General features: G+C 41.0%; 12 protein-coding genes, 1 pseudogene and 1 CRISPR repeat array. Of the genes and pseudogenes, 5 read left to right on the top strand and 8 right to left on the bottom strand.

Annotated elements, in window-relative coordinates; translation table 11 throughout:
* Positions 1–279: 279 nt before the first annotated feature.
* Both H4683_RS21910 and H4683_RS21915 read left to right on the top strand, forming a co-directional pair.
* Positions 280–513: a PD-(D/E)XK nuclease family transposase gene (locus H4683_RS21910; protein ID WP_275403072.1), complete on the top strand. Its 234-nt coding sequence runs from the start codon at positions 280–282 to the stop codon at positions 511–513.
* A 2-nt stretch (positions 514–515) separates the two neighbouring features.
* The gene (locus H4683_RS21915) at positions 516–821 is read left to right on the top strand and encodes an Rpn family recombination-promoting nuclease/putative transposase (RefSeq protein WP_476715137.1); all 306 of its coding nucleotides are present in this window, start codon (positions 516–518) and stop codon (positions 819–821) included.
* Positions 822–935: 114 nt separating this feature from the next.
* On the opposite strand, the pseudogene H4683_RS08535 reads toward H4683_RS21915, so the two are convergent.
* The 8 genes and pseudogenes from H4683_RS08535 to H4683_RS08570 all read right to left on the bottom strand — a co-directional run bounded on the left by H4683_RS08535 (position 936) and on the right by H4683_RS08570 (position 9,544).
* Positions 936–1,394: pseudogene (locus H4683_RS08535) on the bottom strand (VOC family protein).
* A gap of 45 nt (positions 1,395–1,439) precedes the next feature.
* Entirely contained in the window at positions 1,440–1,829 is a 390-nt protein-coding gene (locus tag H4683_RS08540; protein WP_192598435.1) for an NUDIX hydrolase, read from the bottom strand.
* Positions 1,830–2,204: 375 nt separating this feature from the next.
* The gene (locus tag H4683_RS08545) at positions 2,205–4,280 is read right to left on the bottom strand and encodes a S9 family peptidase (protein ID WP_192598436.1); all 2,076 of its coding nucleotides are present in this window, start codon (positions 4,278–4,280) and stop codon (positions 2,205–2,207) included.
* Positions 4,281–4,614: 334 nt separating this feature from the next.
* Complete coding sequence (locus H4683_RS08550) at positions 4,615–6,339, bottom strand: sensor histidine kinase (protein ID WP_192598437.1); 1,725 nt, start codon at positions 6,337–6,339, stop codon at positions 4,615–4,617.
* Between the two features lie 2 nt (positions 6,340–6,341).
* Positions 6,342–7,109: a response regulator transcription factor gene (locus H4683_RS08555; RefSeq protein WP_192598438.1), complete on the bottom strand. Its 768-nt coding sequence runs from the start codon at positions 7,107–7,109 to the stop codon at positions 6,342–6,344.
* A gap of 48 nt (positions 7,110–7,157) precedes the next feature.
* The gene (gene msrB / locus H4683_RS08560; protein WP_192598568.1) at positions 7,158–8,276 is read right to left on the bottom strand and encodes a peptide-methionine (R)-S-oxide reductase MsrB; all 1,119 of its coding nucleotides are present in this window, start codon (positions 8,274–8,276) and stop codon (positions 7,158–7,160) included.
* Positions 8,277–8,301: 25 nt separating this feature from the next.
* A complete protein-coding gene (locus tag H4683_RS08565; protein WP_338062430.1) occupies positions 8,302–8,808 on the bottom strand; it encodes a TlpA family protein disulfide reductase in 507 nt (168 codons plus the stop codon).
* A gap of 13 nt (positions 8,809–8,821) precedes the next feature.
* The gene (locus tag H4683_RS08570) at positions 8,822–9,544 is read right to left on the bottom strand and encodes a cytochrome c biogenesis CcdA family protein (RefSeq protein WP_192598439.1); all 723 of its coding nucleotides are present in this window, start codon (positions 9,542–9,544) and stop codon (positions 8,822–8,824) included.
* Positions 9,545–9,765: 221 nt separating this feature from the next.
* Between H4683_RS08570 and H4683_RS08575 the strand changes: the two genes are divergently transcribed.
* From H4683_RS08575 to H4683_RS08585, 3 genes are all read left to right on the top strand, one after another.
* Positions 9,766–9,912, top strand: a complete 147-nt coding sequence (locus H4683_RS08575) for a hypothetical protein (RefSeq protein WP_192598440.1) — start codon at positions 9,766–9,768, stop codon at positions 9,910–9,912.
* Positions 9,913–10,209 carry a type I CRISPR-associated protein Cas7 gene (locus tag H4683_RS22350; protein WP_192598441.1) on the top strand — a complete coding sequence of 99 codons (297 nt, stop codon included), beginning with the start codon at positions 9,913–9,915 and terminating at the stop codon, positions 10,207–10,209.
* A 236-nt stretch (positions 10,210–10,445) separates the two neighbouring features.
* Positions 10,446–12,008: direct repeats of the CRISPR family, unit length 32 nt; unit sequence GTCGCACTCTACATGAGTGCGTGGATTGAAAT.
* A 272-nt stretch (positions 12,009–12,280) separates the two neighbouring features.
* Positions 12,281–13,048 carry a SurA N-terminal domain-containing protein gene (locus tag H4683_RS08585; protein ID WP_192598442.1) on the top strand — a complete coding sequence of 256 codons (768 nt, stop codon included), beginning with the start codon at positions 12,281–12,283 and terminating at the stop codon, positions 13,046–13,048.
* Positions 13,049–13,167 lie beyond the last annotated feature (119 nt).

A 13,167-nucleotide genomic window follows, 5' to 3' on the forward strand; every position in this document is an offset into this window, starting at 1 on the left:
TACACTCTCCTTATTAACTCTTGTAGGTTATAAATTGAGTGTATCATGACATGTCTTTTTTTGGTGTCTCGCTTAATTATACAATCGGCGAAATTAAAATTTTACCCCGTATTATGCTTCAAATTTAACTGAGATATCATGCCTAAAATGGAGTTGTTGGCTTTTTTACTCATTTTACTTTATATTCCACATATTGTAGGATGTACTCAAGATAATTAGAGGTTATGGATTCACTAATTGTCTGAACATATGCTATAATAAAGAGAGTAAGGTGGATAAATGAGACGTATAAAACTGTTGAAAACAATTGAGCTCGATCAGCTAATGGATTTGAAGATTGATTTTTCTTTTAAACAATTATTCGGAATTGAAAAAAGTAAGCATATCACCATTGTTTTTCTAAATGCAATTTTACAACGAACAGGTCGCGATCGGATTAAAGACATTTCATTCAATAACATAGAGGCGGGCGGGGAATATGAGGACGATAAGCAGTCTAGATTAGACCTTTAGTCGTGACGGATTCGGGTGAATGGATTAACGTGGAAATTCAATTTACGAATCAATACGACATGATAAAATGCTCTATCTATTACTGGTCGGGCGTTTACCGTACACCGATTGAGAAAAGCATGAGCTATAAAGAATTGAACCCAGTTATTGCGATTAACATTTTGAATTTCGATTTATTACCTCAAACATATCGTTTTCATACAATCGCACGCCGTCTATTAGCAAAAGGAATGGATGCGGAATTCGTTGCTGAATCGACAGATCTTGATAAAGAGCGGGTTCTTGAAATCCACGCAGAAATGTTGTAGGAACCAAATGCCCAGTGCCTGTCAATCATTCAAACGCGAAAATTATGTTTGTTTGAACTAACATGATTGTTTCGGTGACAGGCACCCCACACTTCCTTTAAGATAGAATTTAATCTATATCTCGTTTAGTTTCTCCCATTCACTTAAATACATCCGTTCTGTTAATCTTTTAGGATTTCCGATTTTACAAATGAACTCCAGATTATTTCCATCGGGCTTATTAAAGTGAATTTTAGCATGTGCATAATTTTCGTGATGCATTACAAAGGCTTACGTCGGTTCAAAACCAAATGCTTTTCTTGGCTCGCCCCCTCTTTCTTTTAACCAATAAACTGATTCCTTCAAAGCCTTCAAGGAAACTTCAAAGGCAATCTGTCTTATTGACAGGTGATATTCCAAATCAACTTTCTCAGTTTTCCATAATCCCAGCCAACTTTTATCTTTTTCAATCCATAGAAAAGCTAAATTATCTTCTACTTTATGGTCAAATTGTAAATCTAGTTCTTTATAAAATTCCACTGAACGATTCAAATCACTTACAGGTAAATGTGCCTCATATAAGCCTTTAATCATTACAGAACCTCCCGAACATCTTTAACATTTTTATATTAATAGTTCTTATTTCATCAAATCAACTAAAAACGCCAGATCTTCCGGATAATCGTGCTCAATACTTTGAACTTCAGAAAGTGATTTCCAATCGACGTCTATAATGATTTCGTCAGGGTCATTAATTCCTTCGCTTTCTCCAAAAAATTTCACTTTAAAATAATAAGTTTTCACTTTATACCCTTTAATTTCAACTTCTTTAATAAACAGGTTTTCTACTATCTCAACATCATATCCGGTTTCCTCTTTCACTTCTCTGATACAGCATTCTTCCGGCGATTCACCTTCTTCTATACCGCCTGATGGAACGGCCCAAGCCTCAGATCCGATGCTTTTCACCATCAAAAGATCCTTATTTTCATTCATACAAATTGCAGCGGAACCAAACCATTCTTTCATCTAATCCCTCCAACTACTATTTTCTATAGTGGAACTGACTTTTCTGCCTGAAACCTTTTCTTAACTGTTCGAGTTGATTGTGGCCTTCTCTCATCTCGTCAACACTAGAAGTGATTTACTCCAGCACGGCTATGATCAATCCAATGGCATGTGAATCTGTCACGTGTGCACAATGCCCGCCGCTTAACGCCGTTACAGTCATCATATCATGTCTTGCAATTTTCTTGATGTCTCTTATCGGACACTAATAGTGAGTTAACGCTACGATGTGGGAGACGCGATTGTGGATCTTATAAAACCGTGGAAAGATTATTATTAATAAAAATCAGGTAGGGAAAAACTACTCGTTTTTCCCTACCTGATTTTTTAAATGTCCTATTTTACAGCCCCTGGAACTTTCAAGTGAACACCAACGCCAAGTCTATCAAGAACGAATGCATAGCATGCCGCGGCTTCTTTCAAGTGATTGAAACGGCCTGACTCGCCGAAATGGCCGGCACCCATATTTGTTTTGAGTACGAGTACATGGTCGTCGGTTTTCAACTCTCTTAAGCGTGCGACCCACTTGGCAGGTTCCCAATAACCGACCCGCGGATCATTCAGGCCGGTGGTGACATACATATGCGGATAGTCTTTCGTTTCAACATTGTCATATGGGCTATAGGACTTCATATAGAAATAGTCGCCCTGTTCCCGAGGGTCACCCCATTCATCCCATTCTAGAGTGGTGAGGGGAATGGTGGTGTCGAGCATCGTTGTGACGACATCGACGAACGGCACTTCAGGAACGATAACTTGAAACAACTCGCCGGCCATGTTTGCCACTGCACCTGCAAGCAAACCTCCAGCACTGCCTCCGCGGGCAGCCATTTGGCTCGGGGTTGTGTAGCACTCTTCAATCAGATAATTCGCTGCAGCGATGAAATCAGTGAACGTGTTTCGTTTGTTGCGCATCTTTCCATCCTCGTACCAACTACGTCCCATTTCGGAACCACCACGAACTTGCGCCGTGACAAAGACAATTCCTTTTTCTAAGAGGGGGAGTCTGTACGGACTGAAATACGGATCGCTGTTCGCTCCATAGGATCCATACCCAGACAGAATTAGCGGAGCGGTCCCCTGATCGAACGCATCTTTCAGATAAACGAGAGTCAGCGGCACTTTAACTCCGTCTTCGGCTGTCGCCCATACTTGCTTTTGGTGGAAGCGAGAACGATCGTAGTCGCCACTGACGGGAGCCACTTGCAAACGAAGCTTTTCTCCTGTTTGCAAATTTAGACTGTACGTTGTTTTTGGAGTGAGCAAGGACTCAAAGCTGAGTAATACTTCTGTTGCCCCATAGTTTTGATCGGATAAAATCGACACTGTGTAGAGTGGCTCATCCCATGTGAGCTGCACCAATTCACTGTCCTGCAGCTTCCAGACTTGCGTCAACCCATTCTCCCGACCCGCGACAAGTAGCGCGTCTTTGAATGGGTACATGGCTTGAAGAAAACGGTCTTTGTGATACTCCACGACGTTCACCCGTGAACGAAGGTCATCAAGTAGACAACGGTGTAGCTGAAAGTTCAGAGCTCCTTCGTTTGTCAGGATGAGCAGGTCATCTCCCCAATGCTCGACGTCGTATTTGATTCCGTCACGTCGCGCATCTACTAGTTGTATAGGAGATAATGGAGAGTCCGCATCGATTAGACTAATTTCACTCGTCGTATTCGAATTCGAATTCACAACAATAAATTTTCCCATTTGTGATTTATTCACAAATAACGTAAATGTCGTATCTTTTTCTTCAAAGATTAGCTCATCGCTCTCGACATTACTTCCTAAATGATGCCGCCATAACCGGCAAGGACGTTGATGCTCATCGACGGTAACGTAAAACAGATAGTCACCGCACCGACTCCATTCTATACTTCCATATATATAGACATCCGGAATCCGGTCGGGCAGAAGCTCGCCTGTTTCCATATCCTTTACATAGACGGTATATCGGTCCGTTCCATCTCGATTCTCCAAATAAGCGAGACGGTGATGATCGGTACTCATACGCTGCGCTGTGACGCTTAAATAGTCACCATCTGCCGCCAATTCATTCAGGTCGAGCACCACTTCTTCCAGTGCTTCTGACAAGAGCTCACGACCCGCCGCCTTCTTGCGTGCATAGATGGGGTATTGCTTGTCTTTATCCAAACGGGAATAGTAGAAGTAGGGTCCGTGTTGAACCGGCACATCTACTTCTGAATCAGGAACACGGTCCACCATGCTTTGATAAATCTGCTCAGTTTGTTCCTTGAGTGGATGCATGACTTCATCGTAATACCGATTTTCGTCTTCTAAATACTGGATAACCTCCGAATTCGTGCGATCCTTCAGCCAATAAAAGTCATCTTCGCGGATATCGCCATGTATTTCATGGGCATGGGGAAGGCATTTTGCTATAGGTGGTTTCATTATGATTCTCCTTCCGATATACGCATTACTTTCGCGATATGCACCGAGAAACCCTCTTTTTAATAAGATTTACTCGAAGTATTCTTGGATTTTTGAACAGATATGAATGTTTAAATAACCTCATTAGTTTCATGCGCCTTTTGGTGGCGAGCACCCGTTGCATTGTTATTCCAACAATAAAATACAATACAATTGCATGAAGAAAAAGAAAACCCATCCATATTCAATTTGGATGGGTTTTCTTCAGTATATTTATGAATTTTTATGAATTGTCACAAATACACCTTACACAGGCACCCAACACTAACATATTCACAGCTTCAAAAGTTACACCCTAATCCCAAGGGATTTTAATGGTCACGGTTGTTCCGCTGCCTATAATCGAATCGATTGCAATGCCGTAAGTGTCACCGTAGTAAAGCTTAATGCGTTGGTCGACATTTTTAATGCCGACGCCGCCGAGTTTAGTCATTTTAGTTGAACCATTATGGTCCATTTGTGTCATGTCGAAACCTTGTCCGTTATCTTTTACGATGAACAGAATATCATTTCCTTTTTCTTTTGCATGAATTTCTATAAGGCCTTGGCGTGTCACAGCGCGGATGCCGTGATATAAAGCATTTTCAACGATGGGTTGTAGTAGAATCTTCGGTAGTTGGATTTGGGATAAGGTTGCATCACAGATAATCTCGTAGGCCAACTGATCCCCGTATCGCTCTTTTTGGATAAAGAGATATTGCCGCACATGGTTGAGCTCATTTTCGACGGTCGTTAGTTCCTGCCCACCACTCAATGAAAGACGGAAAAATTGCGCAAGTGCTTTTGTAATTTCAATGACTTTTTCACTGTTATTAAATTCGGCCATCCACACAATGGTATCGAGTGTGTTGTATAAGAAGTGGGGATTGATTTGACTATGCAGCGCACTCATTTCGGAAGATCTGAGGTGCTTTTCTTTTTCGGTAATTTCCTGCATGAGCTTGTCGATTTTGTGAATCATGATATTAAAGTGTTTTGCGAGGCTTTGGGCTTCGTAACAACCTTTTTCGTCAATTACGACTTCTGATAAGCCAGTTTCAATTTCTGCCATAGCCTTTTCCAACTTTTGGAATGGGGCCGTTATTCTGCCAGCAAATAGTCCGACACTTGAAGCGGCGATGATTTGGAGGACGATTCCAACTAATAAAAAGATATCTAGCAGCTGTTTTTTGATAGCTAGAAGACCGTCTTGTGAATAAACGCCGACAAGTAGCCAATCTGCATTTTTGAGATGGTAGGTATGTGTTAGTGTATTTTGTTTAGAGTCATAATTGTCTTTATTCGCAACGATATCTCGTAGGGTATTTTGTTTCGTATTGTCTTTAAAATAAGCAGGATCCATATGGTAAACGACTTCGGAATTGTCATTGATGATAAAGGAGAAGCCGGTTTTACCTAAATCTAAATTGGCCAGATAGTCTTCAATTACCTTGTATTCGATGTCGATCAGCAAAACGCCAATATTTTCGCCTTGGGTGTTCTTGATTTCACGACTGATGGAAATCACCCAACTGTCCTTGTCCATGGAAAATTGCTGCATCCTTGCAGAAGTGAGGACAGGCATGCTTCCGCTATGGACTGCGGAGGTATACCATTGTTCCTTCATCATATCATTGGACATGCTCATGTTTAAGTTGCTTTCATTGGAAAGAATTTGTCCATCCTTACTGACGATAATGACTGATTTAATGAAGGAATCCGATGAAATGGTTGTATCAATTGTCGTGTTAATATCTTTCTTGACTAAAGGATCACGCTTTGTGTTCGACAAATAGCTCACAAGTTGCGGATTTTCAGCAAGTAAGCTAGATACAGCTCTTAAACGATCAATATACAGGTCAATATACATGCCGCTTTTATCGACAGCCGTTTCCGTTGTGGTTACGGCCTCATTTAGGACAACTGATGAAATACTATAGTAGAGAATAAAACCCATCAGTAAGAGGGTGAGTGCACTCGCCGCTAAATAATGGAGAGCGATTTGTACGCGTAGTGTTTTTAGCATTTTGGAAGAAAACATTTTCATTTTCTTGCTTTTTCTTTGAATTGATTGGGAGAGAAGTTGAATTTTCTCTTGAAGGTAGCACTGAAATAGTTTGGATCGTCAAAGCCTACTGCTGCGGCAATTTCATAGATTTTCATTTCCGTACTGAGTAATAAAATTTTAGCTCGATCCAGTCGAGTGTTGAGCATATAATCTTGGAATGTGGTGCCGTAAAGCGTCTTGAAAAGGGTGCTTAAGTAGGAAGTGCTAAGAGCCATTTGCTTCGCTAAATAGGTTAAAGAGAACTCGACATTTGACAGGTTTGAATCGATTTCATTCTGGATTTTGGCCTTATAGCCTGCATCTTCGGGAGTGCTTGACGTGCTGATGATTTGCTGAACAAGTCGCGAAACCTCGGCGTTACTTTGGTTAGTTTCAATCTTCTCAATGAGCTTTTTTAAGGTTTCTTGAATATCAGTTCTTGAAACGGGTTTTAATACATAGTCATCAATGCCTTGTTTTAAAGCAGTTAATGCATAATCAAAATAGTCATAGCCGGTGATAAGCGCGATTTTCACGTCGGGTTTAATGGTTTTTGCAGAAATGGAGAAATCTAATCCGTTCATTTTAGGCATATTGATATCCGCTAAAATGAGATCAGGTAGATGTGTTTTAAAGATTTCAAGCGCCATTTCGCCATTGGATGCTTCGAAGACATCTGAAATCGATAGTGCATCAAAATCTACAAAAGAACGAATACCTTTAATAATAATCGGCTCATCATCGACTAATAGTAATTTGTACATGAGTTTCTCCTTTCTATATGAACTAAAGAAAGGCGGCATGCACCACCCCTATTTTATACTTTTTTTAAGATATCCGTAGCCGGTTGGTTCCATCTCAGCTAATGGTATAAATGATATCGCGGCACTGTTAATGCAATAACGTAAGCCGCCTTTGTCTTTAGGACCATCCTCGAAAACATGCCCCAAATGGCTATTTCCTGTGCGACTTCTTACTTCTGTCCTAATCATATTAAAGCTTTTATCTTTCAATTCAACAAGTACTTCCGGCTCAATCGGTTTTGTGAAGCTGGGCCAGCCACAGCCGGAGTCATATTTGTCGGCGGATGAGAAAAGTGGTTCTCCCGTAACGACATCGACATAAATACCTGGATCATAACTGTCCCAATAATCATTGGAGAAAGCAGATTCCGTTCCATTGCCTTGCGTTACTTTATACTGAGTGGCTGTCAATTTCCCTTTTAATTCCTGATCGCTTGGTTTTGGATATAAAGCAGGATCGATGAGACTAGGTATTTCCTGATCTTCGAGTGAATCGAATTCTACATGGCAATAGCCTTCTGGATTTTTCTCCAAATAATCTTGATGATAGTCCTCTGCCAGCGTGTAAGAGGCTAAGGGTTCGATTTCGGTTACAATTTTGTCCTCGTATTTTTTCTGTTCTTTTACGACTATTTTATCGATTATATCCTTATCAGCGGGGGTTTTAAAATAAATGCCGGTACGATATTGTACACCACGATCATTTCCTTGTCGATTTAAGACGGTGGGATCAATGATTTTAAAGTAGTAGGTTAACAGTTTCTCTAGGTCAACGCGTTCTGGGTCATAAAGTATATGGACTGTTTCTGCGTAACCGGTGTCGCCCTTAATTATTTTTTCATAGGTAGGGTCTTCGGTGTGACCGTTGGCATAGCCCGACGTGACATCTGCTACACCATACACCCGCGCCATATACGATTCAACACCCCAAAAGCACCCGCCTGCAAGCCAAATTTCTTCTAGTTTTTCAGGGTCATACGTCAAATTCACATTCGGGTTGGCAGGATATTTGGAAGATGCTGCAGTAGGGTTTTGTCCAACATCCGAAACGTTGGTTAGGTTTGAGTTCGGTGTCGAACATCCTGCAAGTAGGAGTATGAGTCCTAGGAACCCTCCGATAATTTTCATATACAATTTGATCAAGTCCCTTCTATTATTGAATCTGATTCAATTGCTGTTTAATTTGTTCGTTATCTAAATGCCCAGGTTGCGTAAGGACCAATTCACCGTTGGCATCAATGAAAAACGAAGTAGGGTAGCCCCGTACTTGATATTGTTTCGCAATCGTTCCATCCTCATCCAAGAGAACGGTTATATTCGAAACATCTTCAACACCTGTAAACCACTTGATAAAAGCATCCTTTTTCTTTTCATTGTTATAACCAGGTGAGACAACTGTTAAGACGATAAAGTCATTTTCCTCCATGGATAACGTATTTAGTTCTTCTAAGCCTGCTAGACAGATTGGACACCATGATGCCCAGAACTTGATGTAGACTTTTTTCCCCGCGTATTTCTCCAGACTGTGTGTATTTCCATCCAGGTCGACTAAGTCGAATGCGGGCGCTTGATTTATATGAGTTGAAGTTTGGTTCTTTTCGCTAGAGCAAGCTGTCAATGCCAAGGTAAGTGCGAATAGAAGAGTTATTTTTTTTATCACAATGAAACCTCCTTTACTGTGGAATTAAAGAAATGAATAGATTTAAGTTGTTTGTCATCAGGAAAATACCCATGATGATAATCATGATACCGCCAACGATACGGATTGTATTCATATGTTTGTTTATTTTCTTTACTTTAATTAACAAAATATCTGAAAATATGGAGAGAATTAAAAATGGTAGTAACAATCCTAGCGCATAGAATAGCATGAGTAAAGCGCCGTATGTGGCGTGCCCTTCATTTGCCGATAGTCCTAAAACTGCACCAAGGATTGGCCCGATACAAGGGGTCCATCCAAAACTGAATGTAAAGCCGAGTAAATAAGTTCCCAGCATATCTCGCTTGCCACTTCTTTTAAGGTGAACCTTATTTTCTCGATTTAAAATAGAGAGATTGAACACACCGATTTGATGAAATCCAAGAAGGATCACGATAGCCCCGCATAAGAATATAAACCACTCTGTATTAATGAAAGCACCTAGGGCTCCAGCGCCAAATCCTAAGATAACAAAGCTTGTGGATAGGCCGAAAACAAAGATAATCGTTTTTACAATTAACCGTGTGTTCACTTGCCATTTTCCGATTATTCTCCACTGTTTTCGATGCTGTGTACCGTTTTCATTGGTGGATAATATGGATATGTAGACTGGTAATAAAGGAAGGATGCAGGGTGAAAAAAAGGAGAGCATCCCTGCGATGAAAACCGTAGAGAGTAAGACTTGTTCGCTGATCATAGTGGCAAGGCACTTCCTTTCTTGTATATAGTTTTTATTGTAGAATAAATAAGGGAGGAATCCCATAGATGTAGTTTATATAAATCTTAGATATGATTTGGTGTTTTGAATGAAGTGCGAGATGCTAGCACTTTGAACGTTGCTTCGGGGAAGCGGCACGCTTAGCGAGTTCGGTTGTGCTCCCAGTTTTAATCGCTTCATCTGTCCCTTTGGAGTTCCATATGAAGATGCAACTAACATTCGCGCGTTCAATCAATCCAGTAACACCACTTGAAATGACAATCACACGAGTCGCTCTGACAAATGCAACTGATGGTAAAAATCAAACGGATGTATCGGAGGATGAAACGGAAGCACGACATGGATAGATGGGGCGTAAAATTTATTTGCCTTATGGGATGTATGAAGCATATGTTTTTTATACACCAGTATTCGCCAAACGAACAGGTGTGCACGAAGAGGGCTTGGAAGTATTTCGGGATTTTCTTGTGGATATGTGGGATTTAGATCATTCTGCAGCGCGTGGACGTATGGCTTGCAGGGGCTTTATGTATTTGCGCGTGATAGCAAATTTGGTAATGCACCATCGTATCAGCTGTTTGATAAATTGGATATCAAAAAAGTATCTGAACAAGTCGCCAGTTCGTATAAAGATTATGAGGTAGCAATTGTGAGGAATTGCCAGAAGGCGTTGCACATTGCATAAAGTAGTCACGTTTTAATCTGGCTTTTTAGTGCGAACCTCTAGCGCACATGGAAACCCCGGAGCATTCGCACCACAATTCGTTTGAATAATCACTAGAAATGGTATAAAATAGATTTAATACCACTAATAATAAGTTTATTAACTGTTAAGATGTATAAAAGACTGTTTAATGGAGAAATTTATCATCTTTTCGCAGTCGCACTCTACATGAGTGCGTGGATTGAAATGGTCATGATGAATCCAGGTCAATCATACGCAATCGTCGCACTCTACATGAGTGCGTGGATTGAAATATGTCGTCCTCTCCTTTCTATTTAGTAGATGGTTGGTCGCACTCTACATGAGTGCGTGGATTGAAATACGCTCACCCGGGACCAACGGCATCAAATCTTTGTCGCACTCTACATGAGTGCGTGGATTGAAATGCCAAATCCCGTCATCCACGCCACCAATGATCGGGTCGCACTCTACATGAGTGCGTGGATTGAAATGGTCCGTATAAAGGTATTGGCGGTAGTCCAAGTACGTCGCACTCTACATGAGTGCGTGGATTGAAATGAATATGTGCGGAAATTATCGCCATACGATTCGTCGTCGCACTCTACATGAGTGCGTGGATTGAAATTAGTTCTCTGGCAGTCATTTGTTGGGCTAGAATTGTCGCACTCTACATGAGTGCGTGGATTGAAATTGGCTAACATCCAGGCAGCAGGAACAGGTCTAACGTCGCACTCTACATGAGTGCGTGGATTGAAATCTCTTTCGTTCTGTCACGGTCGATAGCTCCCGGTGCAGTCGCACTCTACATGAGTGCGTGGATTGAAATTAGAATGTCGCCACCTGACCACCCTGCATGTTGTAAGTCGCACTCTACATGAGTGCGTGGATTGAAATGTCATCGGCAACATCCACCTGTTCAAATTGATTTGGTCGCACTCTACATGAGTGCGTGGATTGAAATCGTAGATATCCCCCTTCGACATTTTAACAATCCGGGTCGCACTCTACATGAGTGCGTGGATTGAAATAAAAAGTAAAACCTACAAATCGAGGGCTAAAGAAGGTCGCACTCTACATGAGTGCGTGGATTGAAATAATTAGGATGCGGGCAGTATATTTCGTCATCCGTCGGTCGCACTCTACATGAGTGCGTGGATTGAAATATCGCGTTGTAGTGTTGGAGCTGATGTTGCATTGTCGCACTCTACATGAGTGCGTGGATTGAAATCGAACAAATCCATGATGCGAGTGATTGAAAAGTAGTCGCACTCTACATGAGTGCGTGGATTGAAATTTGATGGGACCAATCGGATGGGTAACGGCCGGAAGTCGCACTCTACATGAGTGCGTGGATTGAAATTCCTTCTTTTGAAAGGATACGTTGACCTGTAAGTGTCGCACTCTACATGAGTGCGTGGATTGAAATTGAGGATGACCTATCAGGTTTAAACGTGTCAATGGTCGCACTCTACATGAGTGCGTGGATTGAAATTTGCGCGAGGAAGCCCCGTTGAATCCGCGAACGTGTCGCACTCTACATGAGTGCGTGGATTGAAATAGCCATGTCATTACCTCCGCTATTCGCGTATTTTGTCGCACTCTACATGAGTGCGTGGATTGAAATGATCACCAATTTGGCGTTGACGATGTATGGGAAGGGTCGCACTCTACATGAGTGCGTGGATTGAAATATAAGGTGTCATCGGTATTACCTCCGTTGTTGTGAGTCGCGCTCTACATGAGTGCGTGGATTGAAGTCTGCACGCTTTATGTAACTGTGCGAGGTGTAAGGGAATAATTTTAAGTAGTGAAAACGCGTAAACTGTACACGACTTGTTCTTGTAATAATTCAATGACTGTATTTTAATAGATGCACGTCTAATTGGTGATAATAGTGTTTGCTAAATTACAACCAGATGTCAATTTGATGTCATGGAGGGATATGGGTTTAACTTTTGCCAACTATTCGTTATGCTACAATCTAAGCTCAAGGAATAAAGAGCGACAGATTTGAAAGGGGTTTACATGATATGAAGTTTAAAAAAGTCCTACTTCCGTTTATAGCAGGTGCGCTAGCATTAAGTTTGGCTGCTTGCGGTGAAGAAGATAAAGCGGCAACAGATAAAACACCTCAAGGAGAAACAAAGCAAGAAGCGACTAAGGAACAAAAAGCATCTGCAAAAGAGATGCAAACGAAACTAACCGAACAGCAAGTGGACAACAACAAGGTAGTGGCTGTTGTAAATGATGAAGAACTTACAGGCGAGGCATATAACGCTGCATTGACGTCAATTCAAGGTCAAATGCAACAAATAGGACAAGATCCAACTAGCAAAGAATCAATCGAACAAGTAAAGGCGCAAGCACTTGATACGCTTGTTAATCAGACATTGATTCTTCAAAAGGCAAAAGAAGCGGAAATAAAAGCAGCTACATCTGAAATTGATGAAGAATATTCATCAATAGAAAAGCAATTTGGCGGGGAAAAAGAAATGAAGAAAGCGCTCGAAGGCCAAAGCATGGATATGACAACAGCGAAAGAACAAATTGCTAAATCCATCCTATCTAAAAAGTACCAAGATAAGGTAGCTCCAGCGGGAAAAGTAACGGATAAAGAAATTAAGGAATACTACGATCAAGCTGCATCTAAATCAAAAGAAGCTGGACAAGAGCTACCACCGCTTGAAGAAGTTAGTAAGGAAATCGAAGGAATTATTAAAGAAGAACAACAGCAAAAACGACTTGCTACACATGTGGAAGAGCTAAAAGCAGCTGCTAAAATTGAGTTGAAAATTTAAATGAATTAAGTAAAGGCTATTAAGACATGCAATGCTTAACCTTCGTGGTTGAGTGTTTCATGTCTTTTTGAACTTTTTAAAAAAATAGCAGCTTGAATTTCAAATCCAATTAACTTAAC

The sequence above is a fragment of the Sporosarcina limicola genome (genome assembly GCF_014873855.1).
In the GTDB taxonomy this organism is placed as follows: Bacteria; Bacillota; Bacilli; order Bacillales_A; family Planococcaceae; genus Sporosarcina; species Sporosarcina limicola.